The sequence below is a fragment of the Pseudomonas lurida genome, assembly GCF_002563895.1.
Lineage (GTDB): Bacteria > Pseudomonadota > Gammaproteobacteria > Pseudomonadales > Pseudomonadaceae > Aquipseudomonas > Aquipseudomonas lurida.
Genome location: NZ_PDJB01000001.1, coordinates 563066 through 585792 on the forward strand (window position 1 = coordinate 563066; position 22727 = coordinate 585792).

Below are 22727 nucleotides of genomic sequence, written 5' to 3' on the forward strand. Positions count from 1 at the left end.
GTCGGCTGTCGGGACGCCTTCGCGGGCAAGCCCGCTCCCACAGTTGGATCGCGGGGTGACAGTTAGATAGCGGGCGGCTGTCGGGACGCCTTCGCGGGCAAGCCCGCTCCCACAGTTTTGGATCGCGGAGTGACAGTTAGAAAGTGGTTGGCTGTCAGGCCGTTATTGCGCGTTGATCAGCGTCGTACGGGTTTTGTATTTGCCCTGGATGACGTCCTCGCTGGCGAAGAAATACCCGTAGTCCTGCAGGTACATGACGGTGCTGGTCGCCTGGTAGTTATCCCCCGTGGCCGTGCAATTGAGCGCCTTCGCATTGCCACTCAGCGTCGAGTTGATGTTGCTGGCCGGCAGTTCCCGGGTTACGACACAGGTCGAATCGCGAGACAGCACGCGATCCTCTTCAGCGGTGTTTCGATTGAGCTCCTTGAGCTTGAACCCCAGCGTGGCGCCGATCGGCATCTGCTTCCAGTCGCCGGTGAAACTGAGTTGCTCGACGTTACTTGCCGCCGACACCTTCATTCCGCGTAAGTCGAAATCGCCTTGGAAGGTCAGGCTGAACAAGCCTCGGAATGTCGTGATGTTGCTGCTTGAGAATTGCGTCGCCCGGCGGATTTTAAGCGGGGTGTTTCCAGCGTCGGGCTCGATGAACACGTCAGTGCGCAAACTGGATGAACCCAGGTCGCGTTTCTCCATAAGATGGCGCAGGGGCTTGGTTGCAGCAGGCATTCCCAGTGCGGTGATGGCCTTCGTCACTGCTGCCGGGACCGGTTCGGGTGTCAGGGTTTGCTGGAGCTTGGTACGCGCAACGGCTACCGGCAACTGCGCAGTCGTCGGCGAGCACGCGGCCTTGAGCAGGGCCTGGGTGTCTGCCTCGGCGGCGCTGAAGGGCTGGTCTACGGGGACGGCGACCACATCGCCGAAGGTCACCGTATTTTTCGGCGTGAGGCTGAACGTAGCCAGCGTGCGATAGGTCTGGTGGCTGCAACTGACTTCCCAGTGCATGCGCGTCTGGGCGTAGGGCATCTTCTTGAGTTTGTTGGTCAGGATGAGCGGCTCATCGTAGGCGCCCCAGAGCTCCACTTTCTCGCCTACTTTCTTGAGGCTGGCATGGTCGATCAGCAACTGGCGTTGGGTGTCTGTCGTGCTGACGAGGCGCCAATCCGGGCGCGGCGTGCGGGCGCAAGCCTCGGTGAAGCTGGCGTTCTGTTGCAGTTCGCCAATCACCTCCGGCGTCAGGTTGCGCATGACGGTAATGCGCGTGGGTTGGCCGTCAGGGCCTGGGGTCCCGGGAGCCTCCATATACAACAGGCTCCCGCTCGGGGTGGCACAGGACGCCTGAAGCTGCGCGATATCCGGCACGGAGACGTTGTTGGTCAGCGTGACGTGAACCTGGTAACTGAGGTCGTCGCCGTCACGCATGATCGAGTCGGCCAGCAATGGCTTCTTGAGCATGTCTTTATACGGGGCATCGGCCGTGCCGCCGTTCTTCATGCCTTGCGCACCGCAACCACTGAGCAGGCCCAGGGCGACGAAAACCGCGATATGTTTCATGAGCGTTCCTTGCAGGGAGGCGAGGTGATCAGGGGCTTTCGACCGCCCGCAGCGTTTTTTGTGCGGGGGGCTGATCAGAATTGGTACTCCGCGCCTGCCCCTGCATACCATGAGCGCCCGGGTGCTGCTTCGTAGTAGCGGTTGTTGCCGTCGCCGACGATCACCGAGCCGACGTACTGACGGTCGAGCAGGTTATCCAGGCGCAGTGTCTGGTGGAAGGTCCAGTGCTCGACTTTCTGCTCGAAGCGGGCGCGCCAGTTGAACACGCTGTAGCCCGGCGCGGCATGTTGGCTGTTGGTGTCCTCGACGTAGACCTTGCTGCGGTACAGGCCTTCGATTGCGGTACTGACCCAGTCGCGGGGTTTCCAGTTCAGCTCGGCGAACAGCGTGGTCTGCGGCACGCCGGGCAGGTAGTTGCCCTTGTCGACGGCGGTGCTGCCGCCGCTGATGAAGTCGCTGTCGTAGGTGGCTTGCAAGCGGGTGTAGGCGAGATGGGTGCTCCACTGTTCGCTGAGTTGGCTCTCGATGCCCAGTTCGAAGCCTCGGCGCAGGGTCCGGCCGGCATTTTGGTAACTGGTGCGGCCACCCAGGGATTGATAAACCACCAATTCATCCTCGGTGGTGATCTGGAAGACGGCAGCGTTGATCCGCGTGTTGTTGAGCTGGGCTTTCAATCCCACCTCGTATTGGGTGCTCTGCGACGGCTTCAGGCCGAAGTTGAACCCTTCGACGCTGCCCGGCGCGTAGGCCAATTCGGCCTGGGTCGGTGTTTCGAAACCTTTGCCGGCGCTGATATAACCGTGCAACTGCGGGGTGAAGGCGTACATCACGCTCATCGACGGCGTGTTCTTTTGATAGGTTTTGTTGCCGCTGGAATCGCCGTTGCTGAGGAATTGGTCGTCGACGTCCAGCTCCATGGTGCTGTGCCGGACACCGGCTTGCAGGGTCCAGCGGTCGAGGGCCCAGTTAGCCTGAATGTACGGGTCCAGGCTGCGGGCGGTGTCGATTTCATCGCGGCGCAGCTCACCCTTTACCCCCAGGGTGCTGCCACTGTAGTTCTGATAACCGTGGCGACTGTCTTCGCTCTGGTCGAAGTCCAGGCCGGTGATGATCATCAAATCACCCGGGGCGCTCTCGATGGGTTGCATCCAGCGCACGCTGCCGCCGTAGAACTTGCGGTCAAATTGCACCACGCCACCGCCACGTTCGTTAGCGGGAGTGCCCCTGGGTATCGACAAGTACTGAATCACACTCCGCCGCCCCGTATACGCATTCACCTGCAGTGTCGCATCGCCGATATAGCGCTCGTAATTCATCCCCAACTGCTGATGGTCGATGCTTTTTCGCGTGTTGTAGGTCAGTGCATTGGCGCTCACCGAGCGCGGATCGGCCTTGTACGCCGCCCACGTCTGCCCCAGTGGGTCCTGCGTGCCGTTCTGCTCCAGGCTGCTGTAGATCAGCGCCAGCTTGCTGTCGTCATCCGGCTGGAAATTGAGCTTGGCAAAGGTCTGGTCGCGACGGGCGCTGCTGTGGTCGCGATAGCCGTTGGTGTCCATGCGCGAGGTATCGAGTACGAAGCCTGCACCATTGGCGGCGCCCTCGGCGGTCAGGTGGTTCTTGTTCAGGCCGTCGCTGCCTACCAGGGTCTCGGCGCCGATGCGCGGTGGGCCTTCGCCGTCGCGGGAGAACATCTGGATCACGCCGCCGGCATTACTGCCATACAAGGTAGCGGCAGGGCCGCGCAGCACCTCGATGCGCTCGGCAGTATCGAGGTTGAACGTGGCCGCCTGGCCCTGGCCGTCCGGCGTGCTGGCGGGAATGCCATCGGCGATCAGCTTGATGCCGCGCACGCCAAAGGCCGAGCGGGCGCCGAAACCTCGGGAAGAAATCTGCAGGTCCTGGGCATAGTTCTGACGGTTCTGCACCACCAGGCCGGGCACGCGAGACAAGGCTTCGGAAGCATTGATGCCCAGTTGGCCATCGCTGATCTGCTCGCGGCTGATGCCATCCACCGAGTACGGCAGGTCGAACGCCGGGCTGGCGCTGCGCGAACCGGTGACCACGCTGGGGTCGAGCACCAGCGGTGCCTCGTCGGCGTGGGCGCCGTTGTACAGCCCCAAAATACCGGGGAGCAACAACATGAAACGAGTAGGGGCAACAGCTTTCATGAGCAAACCAACATCCATAGAGCGCGCAAAAGCGCGCGAGTTTAACGATTCAGCGACCCTTTGCCGAATCTTCCCGCCGTTTGCCGACGCCTGTGTGTGTTACAGCCCTGGGTTAAGCTATTTCGCTTCTGCCAAAGGGAATTGCCCGTGAATCCTACAAAGAATCTTCTGCTCGCCGCCATTGTCCTTTCGACCGCAGGCTGCGGCACCATCAATACGGTATTTAGAGAAGACGCGGTGGCGAGCCAAAACCTCAAGGACTTGCGCAGCCATTGTGAGAACGTGCCGCGTGTTTACAGCGGCGTGGTGTATGACTTCTGCTTGCTCAATGGCGAACCCAACCCCAGAAAAAGCCTGAAGGACCAAGAGATCGCCACGCTTCCTTTCGTGTTCATCGATTTTTCGCTGTCGGGCGTGCTCGATACGTTGGTACTGCCCTACACGGTCTATCGGCAGAACCAGGACGGCAGCATCGAGATTTTCCGTTAGTCTGCAGTGACAACCGGTCACCACATTCCCTAGATCATCCCGCCGCGTGTTTACGCTATAATCCCGCCCTTTAGCTGTTTCCTGCCCAGGCAGGAGGCACACTTTTTTCAGGCGCGACCCGCCTGCATGCAGACTAAAAGAGGCTAGACCCCTGTGGCATTGACGATTCTTGGCCTGTCCGGCGCCCTTAGCCATGATCCTTCCGCAGCCCTGTATATCGACGGCAAGCTGATCGCGGCCGCCGAAGAAGAGCGCTTCGTACGCGACAAACATGCAAAGAACCGCATGCCCTACGAGTCGGCGAAGTTCTGCCTGGAACAGGCTGGCATCAAGCCTTCCGACGTTGATGTGGTGGCGATCCCGTTCGCCCCGATCAGCCTGTTCGGTGAGGCGCGCTGGCACTACGCCAAGCGTTACTGGTACGCCCCGGACCGCGCCCTTGACGCGATCCTGATGGGCAACCGTCGCTACAAGCGCTATCGCAACAAGATCGTCTGGTGCCTGGAGCAACTGGGCTTCGATCCGAAGAAAATCAAGATCGAGCCGGTGGAACACCACCTGGCGCACGCTTCCAGTGCCTACCACTGCTCCGGCTTCCAGGAGAAAACCGCGATCCTCGGTATCGACGGTAAAGGTGAGTACGCCACCACGTTCTTCGGCTACGGCGAAAACGGCAAGATCCACAAGATCAAGGAGTTCTACGATCCGGACTCCCTGGGCGGCCTGTACGGCGCAATCACCGAGTTCCTCGGTTTCGAGATGCTCGACGGTGAGTTCAAGGTCATGGGCATGGCGCCGTACGGCGATGCCAGCAAGTACGATTTCTCGCGCCTGGCTTCTTTCGAGAACGGTGAGCTGGTGATCAACACCGACTACGCCAACGTCATCGGCCTGCGCCGCTATAAAGAGAAAGGCAAGGGATTCTACTTCTCGCCAAAACTGATCGAGTGGCTGGGCCCCAAGCGCGAAGGCGATATCGCCGACGAGCCTTACATCCACTACGCCGCCAGCATGCAGGCACTGTTCGAGAAACTGGCCCTGCAGATGATCGACCACTACCTGGGCGACATCCTGAAAGACACCGGCAAGCTGGCCTTCGCCGGCGGCTGTGCACTGAACGTCAAGCTCAACCAGAAGATCATCGCGCGTGACGACGTGAAGGAGCTGTTCGTACAGCCCGCGTCCGGCGATGCCGGCACCGCGGTGGGCGCGGCGGCCTACGTGTCCCACGCCCGTGGTGTACCGGTCGAGAAGATGGAACACGTCTACCTCGGCCCGTCCTACAGCAACGAAGACGTGATTGCCGCGTGTGCCAAGCACGAGAGCAAGCCGAACTGGCGCAAGATCGAAAACATGCCCCAGCGCATCGCCAAGATCATGGTCGATGGCAACCCGGTGGCCTGGTTCCAGGGCCGCATGGAGTTTGGCCCGCGTGCCTTGGGCGGTCGTTCGATCATCGGTTGCCCTAGTGCGACCGGCGTGGCGGACCGCATCAACCACCAGATCAAGTTCCGTGAGCGCTGGAGGCCTTTCTGCCCGTCGATGCTCGACACCGTGGCGCCACAGATGATCAAGGTCGACCACCCCGCGCCGTTCATGACCTTCACCTTTGAAGTGGCGGAAGAATGGAAAACCCGCGTGCCGGAAGTGGTCCATGAAGATGGCACCTCCCGGGCCCAGGTGCTCAAGCGCGAATACAACCCGCGCTACTACGACATGATGAAAGAGCTGGAAGTGCTGACCGGCAACGGTGTGTCCCTGAACACCTCGCTCAACCGTCGTGGCGAAGCGATGATCTGTTCGCCGACCGACGCGTTGAACATGTTCTTTGGCTCCGACCTGCAGTACCTGATCATGGAAGACATCCTGGTCGTCAAGGACGGCGTGGACCCTTATGACGCCGTGGTCTAAATGCTGAACCGCTTCCAGGGTTGGCGTGAGCGTGGCTGGACGCCTGTCGAGGCCGAGGTTTACGCCCAGGCCTGGCAGCGGTTTGGCGGCAGCGTGGCGACCCATCCGCAGATTGTCGAGCGGTTGGCGAACCTGGCGCAGATTCCCGTGCGTTACCTGGGTTGGGAACAGGACGGCGAACTCAAGGGGGCGATTGCCACTTGGGGGCGCGACCTGGCCCTGTCCAAGGACGTGCTCAAGCGCAGCGGCAAGAAAGGCCTGTTTGACTTGGGCAATGCCGAGATCATCCTGCCGATCGTCGCCGCTGCGCAGCTGCCCGTACGCCACCGTGGCCGCTACCTGTCAGCGTTGAACGAGGGCCGCATCAGCACCCTCAAGCCCCAGGCCGAGCAATTGGCCATGGCGCGTACCCCCGAAGAGCTGTCGAAGAAGTTTCGCTACAACCAGCGCCGCGAATTGCGCCTGCTGGAAGAAGCGGGCGGTGTGGTGCGGGCGGTGGGCGAGTTTTCCAGCGTGGAACTGGCGGCGATCTACTGTGATCTGTTCCAGCGCCGCTGGGGTTTTCCGGCCACGGGTGCCGAGCGCCTGGCCGAGGTGCTGGCCCTGCTCAAGGAGTTCCTGATCGGCTCGGTGCTGTTTCTCAACGACGCCCCGATTGCGGTACAGCTGGTGTACCGCGTCGAGGCGCCCGAGTGGATCAGCATCGAGTACGTCAACGGCGGTGTCGACCCTGAAACCCGTGCGTTCAGCCCCGGTAGCGTGCTGAGTTTTCTCAACACGCAAAGCGCCTGGGAACAAGCGCGGGCCGTGGACAAACCGCTGCGGTTCTCCTTCGGTCGTGCCGACCGCGAGTACAAGGAGCGCTGGTGCAACCCAGTGCCGGTGTTCAGCGTATGAGCCGCAAGCAGCAACTGCTCAAGCGCCACCGGCGCAATAAACGCATCGCGCTGCTGGTGGGTCTGCTGCTGTTGGTCGCGGCCGGTGTGCTGGTGGCCTGGTGGCTGCCACTGATCCTGGCGGTGGTGTTGTGGGTGGCCCACGAGGCCTGGTTTGCTGACCACCTGTTTTATTCGCCCAAGGATGACTACCAGTACAGTTTCTCGCCGAGTGGCCAGCAGGTCGGGTTGCGTCTGGAAGGCGGCAGGTTGCTGGCCGATACGCCGCTTGAACTGGCGGGCGATGAAACGCTGATCGTCGAGGTACAGCTCAAAAGCAACCTGTGGGGTCGTTTCTTTGATCCTGCGGTTGAGTGCCTGGACGATCGCCAGGCGTTCGAGCGTGGTGTGGCCGGCAAGCGTTACCTGAACCTCACAGGCTCGGCGCCAGCATTGGCCGCGGGTGAGCTGCGCCTGCGCGGTCGTTTTTGCCGCGTGATCGGCCAGCCTGTGTTGTGGGTATTTCGCCAGCCCGACGCTGCCCGCCAGCGGGTGATGGTGATCGCGCCCCATGCCGACGATGCCGAATTAGCCGCCTTCGGCCTTTATGGCCAGGCGGATGAGAGCTGGATCGTGACCCTGACGGCAGGTGAAATCGAGGCCGAGCACTATCAAAAGATGGGCATGGCCAAGGCTGAAGCGGCGCGGATCAAAGGGCGCCTGCGCGCCTGGGACAGCATTGCCGTGCCGCGGTGGGCCGGTGTACCCGAGGCGCAATGCGTGCAACTGGGCTACTTCTGCCTGCAACTGCCGGCCATGCGTGACGCTCCCGATCAACCCCAGGCATCCCGCGAAGCGCAGCTGGACGATACGCGGCTGTTCCGTCAGTTCAATGCCTTGGCGCTGCCAGGCGATGCGGACGGCGCTCCGACCTGGCACAACCTGATTGCCGACCTGCGCACGCTGCTGCTCAAGGCGCGCCCCGAGGTGATTGTGTTGCCGACGCCGGTGCTCGATCCGCACCCGGACCATATCTGCGCGCACACCGCCGTGGTGCAAGCATTGCAGGGGTTGGAGTGGCAGCCGACCACCTTGCTCGGCTATGCCAATCATCTGCATGATAACGACCGTTGGCCCATGGGGGATTCAGGCACCGGTGTTGCCTTGCCGCCGCAGTTCGATGCCGCTCAGGTACTTGAACCCTATTGCCGCGTGCTGAGTCTGGGGCAGCAGCAGGACAAGGCCATGGCGCTGGGCATGATGCATGACTTGCAGCCCCGTGCACCGTTCAAGCGCCGGGTACGTCGCCTGTTGCAGCAATGGCTGGCCGGCCGTGGTCCATCGCCTTACGGCGAGAACGAATTTTTCCGCAAGGCCGTGCGCCGTCACGAGCTGCTTTGGGTGCTGAAGCAGGACTGAAATTGACTTTTTTCGTCGGGCTGCCCGCGTGTAGCAGCCCGATTGCCTCATGGAGTGATATGAAGCCTCGTTTCAAGGTTTTGCAGTTGCAGCCTGACTACAACGTCAAGCTCAATGATTTCGCCGATCTCGGCGAGCAGATCGTCAAGGCGTTGCCGACCGAGCGGTTCGAGGTGACGTCGGCCTTTCTCAGCGGGCGACCGCAGCCTGGCCAGCCGTTGAGCGTGGCCGATCATTCCAAATATTTCGAATTTCCCGAAAAGGCCCTCAAGGGCATTCGCCTGGGCGCCATGTGGGAAATCTACAAATACTGCCGCGAGCAGAAGTTCGACGTGGTCATCTGTAACCGCTTCAAGTCGGTGAACATGATGCTGTCGCTCAACCGCTGGTTGAAGATCCCGTTGTGCATCGGTATCTCCCACGGTTTCGGCGAGTACGAGCGCGCGTATCGCCGGCGCCAGACGCGTCGTTTGGTCAGCCCGGCCTGGCGCTTTGTCGGGGTGTCGGCGGCGGTCAGGGATTACTTGGTCGGCCTCAACTGCGGCTTTACGCCCCAGAACACCACCTTCGTCACCAACGCCATCGATATTCCGCAGGCCGAGGCCTTGCAGTTGCCACGCGAGCAGGCGCGCCAGGCGCTCGGGTTGCCGCTCGACGCGCGGCTCATCGGTGCATTGGGGCGCCTGGTGCCGATCAAGGGCCATACGCACCTGTTGCAAGCGTTCGCCCGCCTCAAGGACAAATACCCCAACGCCCAGGTCGGCATTATCGGCTCCGGCCGTGCCGAGGCGGATTTGCGCGCGGACATCGAGCGCCTTGGTCTCACCGGCCGGGCCCATCTGCTGGGTTTTCGCGAGGATGGCCTCAAGTATGTGCGTGCCTTCGATATCTGGACCATGCCTTCCTTGCTTGAAGGCCTGGGCCTGGCGCTGCTGGAAGGCATGAGCGGACGCTTGCCAGTGATTGCCTCCAACGGGCCGGCCATGCTGCCGCTGGTTGAAGGGGCGGGCGGTTTGTCCCACGAGCCCGGTAATGTCGAGCAACTGACAGCGGCCCTGGACACGTACCTGGCCATGAGCGATGAGCAATTGCGCGCCAAGGGTGAACAGGTGTTCCGTTACCTGGAAGAAAACCACGCACTGGCTGAATTCCAGCAGAAGTACCTGAACCTCATCGAAACCGGTTTGAAAGAAGTAGGTAGAGCATGACAGCGCAACAACCCCTGGTCTCGGTGATTATCGCGTCCTACAACCACGGCCGTTACATCGAAGAGAGCATCCTCAGCGTGCTCGGCCAGACGTACCCGAATATCGAGCTGCTGGTGGTGGACGACGGCTCCAAGGATGACAGCGTCGAGCGCATCCAACGCCTGCAGGCCGAGCACGGCTTTGATTTCCAGGTACAGCAGAACCAGGGCCTGACCGCCACGCTCAACGGCGCTATCGCCCGCGCCAAAGGCAGCCTGATCGCACCGTTCGGTTCCGATGACATCATGCTGCCGGACCGTATCGCGACCCAGGTGGCCTATATGGCAGACAAGCCGAAGGTGGGCATGTGCGCCGGCAACATCGAACTGATCGATGGTGACGGCAACCTGCACCCGGAGAAAAAGCAGCGCCGCGACGTACCGTTTCGCAGCCTGGACTTCGACGACATGTTCATGGATCGCAAGCCTTTCCCGCCGGCACCGACCATGCTGATCCGCCGCGAAGTGCTGGAGCAGGTTGGCGGCTTCGACCCGTTGATTCCCCTGGAAGACCTGCTGATCCAACTGAAGATCACTGCTGCCGGCTACACGATCGACGCCCTCGGCGTGGTGATGGCGCAGTACCGGCAGCACGCGAATAACACCTACAAGAACCACCGCTACATGATCCAGAATATTCTCAAGACCTATGCCCAGTTCAGCGACCACCCGGCCTATGACGCGGTGCGCTACAACTTCCTGAACTCGATGTTCCTCAAGACGGCCGACCGTGATCGGCCATTGGCGCGGGAAATCCTCAAGCAGATCCCGCTGAAGTTCTGGGGGCGCAAGACCCTCCGCGGCTTGGTGCGGTTGTATCTGGCGCCTCTGAGGAAGTGAGGCGGTAGCAGAAATGAAAAAGGCGACTATCAGCAGTGATAGTCGCCTTTTTTATCAGGTGGCGGGGTTGGCCAGCGCCAGCACGTGCTCGCGGAGTTTTGCCGTGGCGCCTTGGCTGGCAACGGACGCATAGCCTTTGGCCAACTGCTCGAAATGGGTCTCGAACAACCAGGCGCGGTCCTGCGGGTAACGCTGCATATGGCGCAGGTTGCGCTGGCGCAAGGCGTTGCGCAGCGGCGACGGGAAGATGCGCAGGTCGGCGATATCGATCAGGCCGAACTCGCCGTCATCCATCAGCAGCACATTGCCCAAGTGCAGCGAGCGGAAGTACACGCCGCGCTCGTGCAACTGGGCCATGAACTGGCCGAAACGCTCGATCAGTGACTCGCGCAGGCTGTTGTCCAGGCTTTGCAGGGCCTGGCGCAGGGTCAGGCCGGGCAGTGGCGTATAGCTGACGGCGCTGCTGGCGTCGTGCAGGCGGTAGAGGTCCAGAATCTGCGGTGTGGGGATGCCCAGGGCGCGCAATTGCTCGGCGTTGCTGGCAAACCGTTCGGCGTAGGGGTTGAAGCTGCCCGAGGTGTACCAGCGGCGCGCGCGGAAAACCTTGAGGAAGCGGCCGTCGGCCAGGCGCAGGACTTTGGGGCCGAGGCCGTCGGCTTCGATCACCTGGGCGTTGCTGCACAGTTGGTCGAAAGCCTCGGGCTTGATCATGTGCACCGGCTTGCGCAGCACGCTGCGACGGCGCTGGGCAATGCTCAGGCCGGCAATGATGGCCAGCGGGATCCACAGCAGGAACCAGTGCTCCTTGGGCCGCGACAGGATGCCGCCACCTTCGGTCAGCCCGGCGCCGATGCCGTAGGTGAGCAGCGACGAGGCCAGGATAAACAGTGGTTGCGCGCGTTCTTTCAGGCCTTTGTACAGTCCCCAGCCGATCATGAAGATCCACGGGATAAAGCCGATGATACCGACGTAATACAGTACGCCCAGGGCAAAGCTGTGCGGCTCGCGCAGCTCATTACCGTCGGCCAGGGTCAGGTACAGCTCGGAGTCATAGCTGTGGCCGATCCATGGGTGTTCGGCGATGCGTTGCAGCGACATGCCCCACAGCTCAAAGCGGAACGAGCTGCCACGGTTGGTGATCAGTTCCGGATAGAACAGCAGGAGCCCCGCGCCGCCCAGGACCATGCCCGCTATCAACAAGGCCGAGCGGCGGTTGCGGCTGACGAAGGTCATCCAGAGGATCGTCAGGGTCAACGCTACCAAGGGCGTGCGCGAACCGGTGGCCAGCACCGTCAGGGTCATGATTGCCAGGGCCGGGATGCTGAACCACAACACCTGCAGGCGCTGGGTCGTCATGCAGATATACAGCCAGTAGACGCAGAAAAAGCCGAACACGTGGGAGCTCAGCAGCGGGTTGTCGAGGGCGCCTCGACCGCCAATCATGCGCATGCCCGTGCCGGGTTCAAAACCCTTGGAAAACGCCACGAGGTTACACACGCACACCACCAGCGCAATCACCGCCGCGCTGAAGAACACCGGCTTGAACAGGTCGTTGCGGTAATGCAGCAACAGTCCGCAACCCGCAAACAGCATGAAGGTGTGCAGGGGGCGCTTGAACAGGTCAGTGTCCGGGTGATGCTCGGGGCTCCAGAGCAGGCTGGTCAGCGCCCAGGCGGAAAATACCAGGAACGCGATCGCCAGGGGCTCGCGCAGCAGTTCCTTGATTTCCCTGGGGCGCAGGCACAGCAACAGCAACGTCGGGGCGCTGAAAAGGCCGTAGTAGAACTTGTGCAGCACATTGCGATTGGTAACAAAGAACAGCGAGCTCAGCAGCAACAACAAGCCGATGGGCAAAATCCACAGGACCAGGAAGTCGAAAACGCGATTTGAGCCATAGATCAGGCGCTTGGAGTGCATACAGTAAAGCCATTCCATTTTGAGAAAGCCGACCATCTTAAAGTAGTGGCTATATAATGTCGCTGGTTGGATCCAACCAGGCTGTGGGTCATGCAGGGTGCAAGTACAACAGAGAAGCTGTGCTAAAGTCAGCCTCCTTTTTCAAAACGCCGCGTGATATGACCGACTCCAGTCCGAGCGCAAGCCCTTCGAGCTTGAAAATATACTTCCGCCTGCTCAGTTACGTTAAGCCCTACGCCGGCTTGTTCGCGATGAGTATCGTCGGATTTCTGATTTTCGCGTCGACCCAGCCGATGCTGGGGTACATCCTCAAGTACTTCGTCGACGGTCTTTCCAACCCTGAAGCCGTGCTGTTCCCGACTGTGCCTTTTCTTCGGGACCTGCAATTGCTGCAAGCCGTGCCGTTGCTGATCATCCTGATCGCCGCCTGGCAGGGCCTGGGTTCGTTCCTGGGCAACTACCTGCTGGCCAAGGTGTCCCTGGGCCTAGTCCATGACCTGCGCGTGCAGTTGTTCAACAACTTGCTGACGCTGCCCAACCGCTATTTCGACAATCACAACTCCGGGCACCTGATTTCACGCATCACCTTCAACGTGACGATGGTCACGGGGGCGGCGACCGATGCGATCAAGGTCGTGATCCGTGAAGGCATGACGGTGATCTTCCTGTTCGCCTCGCTGCTGTACATGAACTGGCGCCTGACGCTGGTGATGATCGCCATCCTGCCGTTGATCGCAGTGATGGTGAGCACGGCGAGCAAGAAATTCCGCAAGCAGAGCAAGAAGATCCAGGTGGCCATGGGCGACGTGACGCACGTGGCCTCGGAAACCATCCAGGGCTATCGCGTGGTGCGCAGCTTCGGTGGTGAAGTCTACGAGGAAAAACGCTTCCTCAAGGCCAGCCAGAGCAACACCGACAAGCAACTGCGCATGACCCGCACCGGGGCGATCTACACGCCAGCCCTGCAGTTGGTGATCTACACCGCCATGGCGGTGCTGATGTTCCTGGTTCTTTATCTGCGTGGCGATGCATCGGCCGGCGACATGGTGGCCTACATCACCCTGGCCGGCCTGTTGCCCAAGCCGATTCGCCAACTGTCGGAAGTCAGCTCGACGATCCAGAAGGGCGTGGCGGGCGCCGAGAGCATTTTCGAACAGCTGGACGAAGAGGTCGAAGTCGACAACGGCACCGTTGAGCGCGACAAGGTCAGCGGTCGCCTCGATGTACGCAACCTGAACTTCACCTACCCCGGCACCGAACGCCACGTGCTCAAGGACATCAGCTTTACTGCCGAGCCGGGGCAGATGATCGCCCTGGTTGGGCGCTCGGGCAGCGGCAAGTCAACCCTGGCCAGCCTGATCCCGCGTTTCTACCACCATGAAAGCGGCGAAATCCTGCTGGATGGTGTCGAGATCGAAGACTACAAATTGCTCAACCTGCGCAAGCACATCGCCCAGGTGACCCAGCACGTGACCTTGTTCAGCGACACCGTGACCAACAACATCGCCTACGGTGACCTGTCCGGTGCGCCACGGGCAGACGTTGAAGCGGCTGCGGCGGATGCCAATGCCAAGGACTTCATCGACCAGTTGCCCAAGGGCTTCGATACCCAGGTCGGCGAGAACGGTGTGCTGCTGTCCGGCGGCCAGCGCCAGCGCCTGGCGATTGCCCGTGCCCTGCTGAAGAACGCACCGTTGCTGATTCTCGACGAGGCCACCTCGGCCCTCGACACCGAATCCGAGCGTCACATCCAGGCGGCGCTGGACAAGGTCATGCAAGGTCGCACCACCCTGGTGATCGCCCACCGGTTGTCCACCATCGAAAAGGCCGACTTGATCCTGGTGATGGACGATGGCCGGATTGTCGAGCGGGGCACCCACAGTGAGCTGCTGGCACAGAACGGCTATTACGCTCGCCTGCATGCCATGGGCCTGGATGCGCCGATTTCCGCCGACATTACCTGAACCTCCCTGTAGGAGCCGGCAAGCCGGCTCCTACATTGCAAAACCCTCCCGCAAACCTCCCACAACCCTGTGCTAATATCGCGCCCCTGTTCATTTTGTATGTGGGTTGCTCCATGAAGTTGTCCATGCCGCGATTCGATCAAGCCCCTGTCTTGGTGGTCGGCGATGTCATGCTCGACCGTTACTGGCATGGCGGTACCTCACGGATTTCCCCTGAGGCGCCGGTACCGGTAGTCAAGGTCGAGCAAATCGAAGACCGTCCAGGCGGCGCTGCCAACGTTGCGCTCAATATTGCCGCCCTGGGCGCTCCGGCGTCCCTGGTCGGTGTGACCGGCGATGACGAAGCCGCCAACAGCCTTGCCAACAGCCTGCGCGGTGCTGGCGTGCGCGCGCTGTTCCAGCGCATTGCCCATCAGCCAACCATCGTCAAGCTGCGGGTCATGAGCCGTCACCAGCAACTGCTGCGTATCGATTTCGAAGAACCCTTCGCCACCGACGCCCTGGCCCTGAGCGGCCAGGTCGACGCGCTGCTCGAAGGCATCAAGGTGCTGGTGTTGTCCGACTACGGCAAAGGCGCCTTGAAGAACCACCAGGAATTGATCCAGGCCGCCAAGGCCAAGGGTATCCCGGTATTGGCCGACCCCAAGGGCAAGGACTTCTCGATTTACCGCGGAGCCAGCCTGATCACGCCTAATCTCAGCGAGTTCGAAGCCATCGTCGGCGGTTGTGCCGATGAGCACGACCTGGTGACCAAGGGCGCGGCGCTGATGGCCGATCTCGACCTGGGCGCCTTGCTGGTGACCCGTGGCGAGCATGGCATGACTTTGCTGCGTCCTGGCCACCCGGCGATGCACCTGCCGGCACGCGCCCGTGAAGTGTTCGACGTCACCGGCGCCGGCGACACGGTGATTTCCACCCTGGCCGCCTCGATTGCAGCGGGTGAAGAGCTGCCCCATGCCGTGGCCCTCGCCAACTTGGCGGCGGGCATCGTGGTGGGCAAGTTGGGTACTGCGGCCATCAGCGCGCCTGAATTGCGCCGTGCGATCCAGCGTTCCGAAGGTTCGGAACGCGGAGTGCTGAGCATCGAGCAGTTGCTGCTGGCGATTGACGATGCCCGTGCCCACAACGAAAGCATTGTGTTCACCAACGGTTGCTTCGACATCCTGCACGCCGGTCATGTGACCTACCTGGAGCAGGCGCGTGCCCAAGGTGATCGCCTGATCGTTGCGGTCAACGACGACGCCTCGGTAAGCCGACTGAAAGGCCCGGGTCGTCCGATCAACAGTGTCGACCGTCGCATGGCGGTACTGGCTGGCCTGGGCGCGGTGGACTGGGTGATCAGCTTCCCTGAAGCGACCCCGGAAAACCTGCTGGCCCAGGTCAAGCCGGACGTGTTGGTCAAGGGCGGCGACTATTCCGTCGACCAGGTCGTGGGAGCGGATATCGTCAGCGCCTACGGTGGCACGGTCAAGGTGCTGGGCCTGGTCGAGAACAGCTCGACCACCGCCATTGTCGAGAAGATCCGCAACAATGAGTAACGCTGATAAGTGGGTCCTGATCACCGGCGGTGCCGGTTTTATCGGCTCGCACTTGGTCGATGCGCTGCTTGCCAAAGGCTACGGCGTGCGCGTGATGGATAACCTGTCCACCGGCAAACGCAGCAACTTGCCGTTGGACAACTCGCGTGTCGAGCTGCTGGAAGGTGATGTGGCCGATGCCGAGCAGGTAGCCCGCGCCGCCGTCGGTGTAGCCGCGGTGGTGCACCTGGCGGCGGTGGCCTCGGTGCAGGCCTCGGTGGACGACCCGGTCAGCACGCACCAGAGCAATTTTGTGGGCACCTTGAATGTCTGCGAAGCCATGCGCACGGCTGGCGTCAAACGTGTGGTGTATGCCTCCAGTGCCGCGGTGTATGGCAACAATGGCGAAGGTGCTTCGATCGACGAGGAAACCACCAAGGCGCCGTTGACGCCCTACGCGTCCGACAAATTGGCCAGTGAGTACTACTTCGATTTTTATCGCCGCCAGCATGGCCTGGAGCCGGTGATCTTCCGTTTCTTCAATATCTTCGGGCCACGCCAGGATCCGTCATCGCCGTACTCCGGCGTGATCAGTATCTTCAGCGAGCGCGTGCAGCAGGGCGTGCCGATTGCCGTGTTTGGTGATGGCGAGCAAACCCGTGACTTCATGTACGTGGAAGACCTGGTAGACGTGCTGGTGCAGGCCATTGAAGCGCCGGCCGCGCCGCTGGGTGCGATCAATGTGGGTTGGAACCGCACCACCACGCTCAAGCAAGTGCTGCAGGCGTTGGAGGAAGTGGTGGGTCAGTTGCCGGCTATTACCTACGGGCCGGCACGCTCCGGGGACATCCGGCATTCGCGGGCGAACAACCAGCGCTTGCTGGCAAGCTTCACGCTGCCCGAGCCGACACCATTGAAGGTTGGGCTGGAGCGCTTGCTCGAAGGCTGAATGCAATCAAATGTGGGCGTTGGCTTGCCTGCGATAGGGGCTCCTCGGTCTACATGATGCACCAAGGTGCCCGCATCGCAGGCAAGCCAGCTCCCACAAAAGCCAGCCCCCCACATTAGTTTTGTTTCAAGCCTTTGCCTTCTTCTTCGGCACAATCTTGCGCAACACTCGCTGTGCCAGGCGCTTCAATTTCGATTCTTTCTCCGGCGCTGCCAGGCCCTGCTGGCGTAGCCAGTCCTTCCAGCGGATCCGCTCCTCGCGCACCAGCCACCCTTCCTGCTGGGCGAAGCTTTCCGCCAGGTACAAGCCCCGTGTGCTCGCGGGGTACAACTGGTCTTTCTTGACGGTGTACAGCTCGGCCTGCGGCTGGCCGTCTTTGAGCGGCATCAGGTACAGGTCCGGGCGCTGGCGGTCGAGGCGGGCGACCAGTTGGTCGCCTTCCAGGCGTTCATCCACATGGAACAGGCTGAGGGATTTGGCTTCCTTGGGTACTTCCAGGCGCAGGTCGTAAATCAATTGCAGCGATGCGGTGGGCAGGTGCACATAGGCGCGCGGGCGTTCGATCAGTTGGGTAGTGGCGCACCGCACCGGGCGGGCGGCGCCGGACAGCGGGCTGAGACGGAAGGGCAGGGCTTCGCGGTAATGCAACGCGGCAGAGTAGGGCGCCGGCAACCAGGTGTCATTGAAGCGGCCGCCGAGCCAGCCTTCCGGCGTCTCCAGCAAGCATTCTTCGGCAATTTCCTGGATGGCGGTGTGCAGCGGCAGGTTCAGTTCATGGGCGGGCACATAGCCGGAGATCAACTTGAGCACCACGTCGCCACGGTCCTGGCGGCGCTGGCGTACCAGCACCCAGTAATCCTTGTTTTGCCAATGCAGGGTCAGTCGCACCGACACGCCGAGGTTGGCCAGTTCCAGTGCGAAACGTTCGGGGTCGGACACCTCCACTGGCTTGCGCCGTTGCAGGGTCTGGGCAAAATTGAGCGGCATGCCGACGCTCTGGTAGCTCAGGCCCTCGGGGGTGGCTTCGACGTGCAGCGGCAGTGTTTTAAAGTTGCTGGGGTTCTTTCTTATGAGCGTTCGCGGCATGTCGGCTCCTTCTTGCGACGGGGTCGGCCGCGTCGGCGGCATCAGAGTTGACGAATGACCTGGGCAGCGGTCGCCACGTTATGGGCCAGGTGCAGCGGATTAATGGTCCCGACAATAGCACTGGCGACGCCCGTTTGCGCAAACAACAACGTGAAACTGGCCCGAATTGGATCCATTCCCGGCTCCAGGCACACATGGCCGCTGGCCAGGGCTTTTTTCACCAGGATGCCCTTGCCGTGTGCCGCTGCATAATCAATGACGGCTTTCTCGGCCTGTTCGTTCAGATTGTAAGTGACCATGGCGCAATCACCTTGTTCCAGAGCCTTCACGCCGCCCTCCACGGTTTTGCCGGAGAAGCCGAAACCGCGGATCTTGCCTTCCTGTTTCAGCGCCGCCAGGGTCTGGTAGACCTCGCAGTCGTTGAGGATGTGCAGGTCGTTGCCGTCGGAATGCACCAGCACCAGGTCGATAAAATCAGTTTCAAGTCGTTTCAAGCTGCGCTCGATGGACATTCGCGTGTGCGCTGCGCTGAAGTCGTGGCTGGACGCGCCATTCTCGAACTCTTCGCCGACCTTGCTCACGATCACCCAGTCCTTGCGCTGGTCACGCAGCAGCGGCCCCAGGCGCTCCTCACTCATGCCATAGGCTGGTGCGGTATCGATCAGGTTGATCCCCAGCTCGCGGGCCTGGCGCAACAGCATGCGCGCTTCGTCGTCACCGGGGATCTGGAAGCCGCTGGGGTATTTGACCCCTTGGTCGCGACCCAGCTTGACGGTGCCCAGGCCCAGCGGTGACACCATCAGGCCGGTGCTGCCCAGGGGGCGATGCAGGTCGTGCAGGGTGGGCAGGCTCATGGCAACAGTTGCTCCCAGGCAGGTACGCCGATGGCGGGTTTTGGCAGGTCGGGCAGGGGCTCACTGGCGCTTGGGCGGATGCCATCACGCTCTAGATGGGTGATGACTCGGTCGGCGAAGTCCGGCGCCAGCGCCAGTTTGGTCGGCCAGCCCACCAGCAGGCGGCCCTCCTCGGCGATGAAGGCGTTATCGGGACGGGTGAGGCCCGATTGCAGCGGCTCGGCACGGTCGACGCGCAGGGTGGCCCATTGGGTCTGGCTCATGTCGATCCACGGCAGCAATTGCGCCAGCTCTTTCTGGGCCGTGGCGATCTGTTCCTGGGGTGTACGCGCCACGCCATCGGCTTCGGCAATGTCGCCGCCCATGTACCACACCCAGTTGCCATCGGCCGCCGGGTGGGTGGTGACGGTAATGCGCGGCTTGGTGCCGCCGCCCAGGCAGTGCGCATACAGCGGCTTCAGGCCGGGGCCCTTGGCGATGATCATGTGCAAGGGACGCTTCTGCATGGCCGGCTGGCTCAGGCCCAGCGCGGCGAGCAGTTCAGCCGTGCCTGCGCCGGCACTCAACACGATGCGCTGGGCGCGGATCTCGCGACCGTCGACCTTCAGGCCCACCAGTGTGTCGCCGTCGTGCAACGGTTCGATCCGTTGCCCGGCGAGCAAGCCGTCGCCGGCCAGTTGCGCCAGGCGAGCGATCAGGCTCGGTACATCGATGACCAATTCCGCCAGGCGATAGACCTTGCCCTTGAATCGGCGGTCTTGCAGCGCTGGGGGCAGGTCGTCGCCCTTGACCTGATCCACGCGACCGCGCACAGCCTTGCTGGCGAAAAAGCTGGTGAGGTTGCCTGCGAGAGTGCCGGGGGACCACAGGTAATGCGCTTCGGACAGCAAGCGCACGCCAGACAGGTCCAGCTCGCCGTTACCCGCCAGCGCTTCACGCCAGCGGCGCGGCATATCGGCAATGGCTTCGGAGGCGCCGGTGAGGGCGCCGTGCAGGGCGTATTTCGCACCGCCGTGGATGATGCCCTGGGACTTCACGCTTTGCCCGCCACCCAAGGTGGCGCTTTCCACCACCACGGTGGAAAACCCCTGGCGGCGCAGGCGCGCATTCAGCCAGAGGCCGGCAACTCCGGCGCCGACAATTAGAACGTCGGTGGAAATAGGCATGCGCGCTGGACCTCATGGGTAGAAAAGGGGGCCTAGTATAGCGCGCAGCGACAAGGTGTTAGCTGCAAGTGCCACGTTGAAGGCGAGTCGTGTTGCTTTTTTCGCGTGGCTTGTAGCGTGAGGCTCGAGGCTGGCAATCGCCTCAATGTCCTACTGTTTTCGAGAAAAGCTGTATCACCACGACCCCAAGCACAATCAGGCCCATCCCCAGCATCGCCGGAATATCCAGCTTCTGCCCGTAGATAAACAGCGCCGCGATGCTCACCATGACAATGCCCATCCCGGCCCACACCGCGTAGGCGACGCCCACCGGCACGGTGCGCACCACCAGGGTCAACATCCAGAACGCCACGCCGTAGCCGACGATCACCAGCAGCAGCGGGATCGGTGTGCTCCAGCCCTTGATGGCTTTCATGGAAACGGTGGCGATCACTTCCGAGCAGATGGCAATGGCCAGGTAGCAGTAAGCGGCGTTCATGGGGCAATCCTCGGGGTAGGGCAATCAGTCAAGGCTGGCATTCTAGAGTTTACTCAGATGGGGTAAAGTCATTACCTATCCGAATTAGAGATGGGTTAAGCCATGAGCGTGCAGTGGGATCTGGAGCAGATGCGCCTGTTTGTCAGCGTCGCCGAGCAGCGTTCGTTCTCTGCGGTGGCGCGCCAGCAGCGCAAGGCCCAATCGGCGGTCAGCAACGCGATTGCCATGCTGGAGGCGGACCTGGGCGTCAGCCTGTTCGAGCGGAGCAGCGGCCGCCAGCCGCGACTGACCGAGGCCGGCAGCGTGCTGCTGGAGGAGGCGCGCGAAGTGTTGCGCCAGTGTGAACGGCTCAATGGCCGGGCGCTGTCATTGACGCGCGGCGAGGAGGCTTGCCTGCGCCTGGCCCAGGATGAAGCCATGTTGTTCCAGCCGGTGCTCGACAGCCTGGAGGCACTGGCGGGGCAATACCCATTGTTGGAGGTGCAGTTATCCAGCGCGGCCCAGGGCGATGTGGCCCGCAAGTTGGTGGAGCGCAAGGCTGACCTGGGCTTGCTGTTCTATCACGATCAGATCCCCGAAGCCCTGGAGCGGCGCGTGGTCGGCAGCGTCGAGATGGTCACGGTGTGCGGTGTGAACCACCCGCTGGCCCGGGAAAAGTACGTGGATTGCCAACGGCTGGCGCAGTTCCGCCAGTTGCTGATGTCGACCCAGACCAGCGTCTACCCCGGCAGCGAAGCGGCCAGCCCGTTGGTGTGGCGCGCCGACAGTTTCTACGTGTTGGCCGAATGGCTGATGAGCGGCTTGGGCTGGGCCTGGCTGCCCCGGCATATCGTGCAGTACCCGACCTATCAGCAACAGATGGTGGAGCTGGACAGCGAATGGACGCCGCCGGCCCTGGTGGTCGAGTTGGTCTGGCGGCGCGATGAGCACCTGGGGCCCGCCGCACGCTTCCTGGCCAAACGATTTGCCGAGTGCTTGCAGGCGATCGACTGAAAAAGCCGATAAACTCCGCCGCCATGAATAGAACTCTCTACAGCTGTCTGTTTTACCTGGCGCTGCCGTTGGTGGCTTTACGTCTGTGGCTGCGTGCACGCAAGTCGCCGGCCTATGCCAAGCGCGTCAGCGAGCGCTTCTCCTATGGCTTGCCGGTGATGCAGCCGGGCGGGATCTGGGTGCATGCCGTGTCGGTGGGCGAAAGCATTGCCGCCGCGCCGATGGTGCGCGGGTTGCTGACGCGTTATCCGACGTTGCCGATCACCGTCACCTGCATGACGCCGACCGGTTCCGAGCGTATCCAGGCGTTGTTTGCCAATGAGCCACGTATCCAGCACTGCTACCTGCCGTATGACTTGCCGTGCGCCGCCAAGCGTTTCCTCGATCGCGTGCAGCCGAAACTGGCGGTAATCATGGAAACCGAACTGTGGCCCAACCATATTCATGCCTGCGCCCAGCGCGGGATCCCGGTGGCGCTGGCGAATGCGCGCTTGTCCGCGCGCTCGGCCAAGGGCTACGCGCGCTTTGCCAAGCTGACCGCGCCGATGCTGTCGCAAATGAGCCTGTTCGCCGTACAGACGCAGGCCGAAGCCCAACGATTCCTGAGCCTCGGTGCTCGACCGGAAACCGTCGAAGTCACCGGCTCGATCAAGTTCGACCTGACCATTGACCCAGGGTTAACGGCGCGTGCTGCTGCGTTGCGCGAGCAATGGGGTGCCAGCGAGCGTCCGGTGTGGATCGCCGCGAGCACCCATGAGGGTGAAGATGAGGTGGTGCTGGCGGCCCACCGTCGGTTACTCGAGAGCTACCCCAACGCGCTGTTGATCCTGGTGCCGCGTCACCAGGAACGCTTCGGCCCGATGTTCGACCTGTGTGAGCAGCAAGGCTTTGCCACGGTGCGTCGCTCCACTGGCGAGCCCGTCACTGCGAACACGTCGGTATTGCTCGGCGACACCATGGGTGAGTTGCTGTTTCTGTACGCGTTGGCCGACAGCGCCTTCGTGGGTGGCAGCCTGGTGGCGACCGGTGGGCATAATCCGCTGGAGCCGGCAGCGCTGGCCCTGCCCGTGATCATGGGGCCGCACGTGTTCAACTTCCTCGAGATCACCGCGATGATGCGTGAAGCGGGTGCGTTGCGAGAGGTGGACGACGCTGAAGGGTTGGCCGAAGCCGTACGGCAATTGTTCGAGCTGCCGCAGGATGCGCGCACGATGGCGCAGGCAGGTCTCAAGGTGATGCAGGCCAACCAGGGCGCGTTGAAGCGTTTGCTGGAGGGCTTGGGAAAACTCCTGAATCACTGACAT

18 protein-coding genes are annotated in these 22727 nt (G+C 61.9%); 11 read left to right on the plus strand and 7 right to left on the minus strand.

The features are described 5' to 3' along the window. Positions 1-162: 162 nt before the first annotated feature. Both ATH90_RS02480 and ATH90_RS02485 read right to left on the minus strand, forming a co-directional pair. Positions 163-1551: a surface-adhesin E family protein gene (locus tag ATH90_RS02480; RefSeq protein WP_098465645.1), complete on the minus strand. Its 1389-nt coding sequence runs from the start codon at positions 1549-1551 to the stop codon at positions 163-165. Between the two features lie 74 nt (positions 1552-1625). Continuing rightward, on the minus strand, positions 1626-3719 hold the full coding sequence (locus ATH90_RS02485) for a TonB-dependent receptor family protein (RefSeq protein ID WP_098465646.1): 2094 nt from the start codon (positions 3717-3719) through the stop codon (positions 1626-1628). 147 nt (positions 3720-3866) lie between these two features. On the opposite strand from ATH90_RS02485, the gene ATH90_RS02490 reads away from it, so the two are divergent. The 6 genes from ATH90_RS02490 (at position 3867) to ATH90_RS02515 (ending at position 10499) form a co-directional block, all read left to right on the plus strand. Further along, positions 3867-4208 (plus strand): YceK/YidQ family lipoprotein, encoded by a 342-nt coding sequence (locus ATH90_RS02490; RefSeq protein ID WP_098465647.1) that lies wholly within the window; start codon positions 3867-3869, stop codon positions 4206-4208. 153 nt (positions 4209-4361) lie between these two features. After that, positions 4362-6119, plus strand: a complete 1758-nt coding sequence (locus ATH90_RS02495) for a carbamoyltransferase family protein (RefSeq protein WP_034095562.1) — start codon at positions 4362-4364, stop codon at positions 6117-6119. Then, a complete protein-coding gene (locus ATH90_RS02500; RefSeq protein WP_034105787.1) occupies positions 6120-7016 on the plus strand; it encodes an antimicrobial resistance protein Mig-14 in 897 nt (298 codons plus the stop codon). Further along, entirely contained in the window at positions 7013-8413 is a 1401-nt protein-coding gene (locus ATH90_RS02505; RefSeq protein ID WP_034105785.1) for a PIG-L deacetylase family protein, read from the plus strand. The genes ATH90_RS02500 and ATH90_RS02505 overlap by 4 nt, the downstream gene beginning before the upstream one ends. A 59-nt stretch (positions 8414-8472) precedes the next feature. Then, positions 8473-9621, plus strand: a complete 1149-nt coding sequence (locus ATH90_RS02510) for a glycosyltransferase (protein WP_069021560.1) — start codon at positions 8473-8475, stop codon at positions 9619-9621. Continuing rightward, positions 9618-10499: a glycosyltransferase gene (locus ATH90_RS02515; protein ID WP_034105781.1), complete on the plus strand. Its 882-nt coding sequence runs from the start codon at positions 9618-9620 to the stop codon at positions 10497-10499. The genes ATH90_RS02510 and ATH90_RS02515 overlap by 4 nt, the downstream gene beginning before the upstream one ends. A gap of 54 nt (positions 10500-10553) precedes the next feature. Here the strand turns inward: ATH90_RS02515 and ATH90_RS02520 are convergent, their stop codons facing one another. Beyond that, the gene (locus ATH90_RS02520; RefSeq protein ID WP_098465648.1) at positions 10554-12416 is read right to left on the minus strand and encodes a bifunctional O-antigen ligase/aminoglycoside phosphotransferase family protein; all 1863 of its coding nucleotides are present in this window, start codon (positions 12414-12416) and stop codon (positions 10554-10556) included. Positions 12417-12574: 158 nt separating this feature from the next. Here ATH90_RS02520 and msbA point away from each other — a divergent pair, with 158 nt between their 5' ends. From msbA to ATH90_RS02535, 3 genes are all read left to right on the plus strand, one after another. Continuing rightward, entirely contained in the window at positions 12575-14380 is a 1806-nt protein-coding gene (gene msbA, locus ATH90_RS02525) for a lipid A export permease/ATP-binding protein MsbA (RefSeq protein ID WP_034105777.1), read from the plus strand. A gap of 113 nt (positions 14381-14493) precedes the next feature. Then, positions 14494-15918 carry a bifunctional D-glycero-beta-D-manno-heptose-7-phosphate kinase/D-glycero-beta-D-manno-heptose 1-phosphate adenylyltransferase HldE gene (gene hldE / locus ATH90_RS02530; RefSeq protein ID WP_034105775.1) on the plus strand — a complete coding sequence of 475 codons (1425 nt, stop codon included), beginning with the start codon at positions 14494-14496 and terminating at the stop codon, positions 15916-15918. Continuing rightward, positions 15911-16846, plus strand: coding sequence for an NAD-dependent epimerase/dehydratase family protein (locus ATH90_RS02535; RefSeq protein ID WP_098465649.1), 936 nt, complete (start codon positions 15911-15913; stop codon positions 16844-16846). The genes hldE and ATH90_RS02535 overlap by 8 nt, the downstream gene beginning before the upstream one ends. Before the next feature lie 126 nt (positions 16847-16972). On the opposite strand, the gene ATH90_RS02540 is transcribed toward ATH90_RS02535, so the two are convergent. The 4 genes from ATH90_RS02540 to ATH90_RS02555 all read right to left on the minus strand — a co-directional run bounded on the left by ATH90_RS02540 (position 16973) and on the right by ATH90_RS02555 (position 20430). Continuing rightward, a complete protein-coding gene (locus tag ATH90_RS02540; RefSeq protein WP_034105771.1) occupies positions 16973-17932 on the minus strand; it encodes a hypothetical protein in 960 nt (319 codons plus the stop codon). 41 nt (positions 17933-17973) lie between these two features. After that, positions 17974-18786: an aldo/keto reductase gene (locus tag ATH90_RS02545; protein ID WP_034105769.1), complete on the minus strand. Its 813-nt coding sequence runs from the start codon at positions 18784-18786 to the stop codon at positions 17974-17976. After that, positions 18783-19952, minus strand: a complete 1170-nt coding sequence (locus tag ATH90_RS02550; protein WP_098465650.1) for an NAD(P)/FAD-dependent oxidoreductase — start codon at positions 19950-19952, stop codon at positions 18783-18785. The genes ATH90_RS02545 and ATH90_RS02550 overlap by 4 nt, the downstream gene beginning before the upstream one ends. Before the next feature lie 142 nt (positions 19953-20094). Further along, a complete protein-coding gene (locus tag ATH90_RS02555; RefSeq protein ID WP_034105765.1) occupies positions 20095-20430 on the minus strand; it encodes a DMT family transporter in 336 nt (111 codons plus the stop codon). A 102-nt stretch (positions 20431-20532) separates the two neighbouring features. Between ATH90_RS02555 and ATH90_RS02560 the strand changes: the two genes are divergently transcribed. Both ATH90_RS02560 and waaA read left to right on the plus strand, forming a co-directional pair. After that, the gene (locus ATH90_RS02560; protein ID WP_034105763.1) at positions 20533-21423 is read left to right on the plus strand and encodes a LysR family transcriptional regulator; all 891 of its coding nucleotides are present in this window, start codon (positions 20533-20535) and stop codon (positions 21421-21423) included. A 23-nt stretch (positions 21424-21446) separates the two neighbouring features. Continuing rightward, the gene (waaA, locus tag ATH90_RS02565; protein WP_098465651.1) at positions 21447-22724 is read left to right on the plus strand and encodes a lipid IV(A) 3-deoxy-D-manno-octulosonic acid transferase; all 1278 of its coding nucleotides are present in this window, start codon (positions 21447-21449) and stop codon (positions 22722-22724) included. Positions 22725-22727 lie beyond the last annotated feature (3 nt).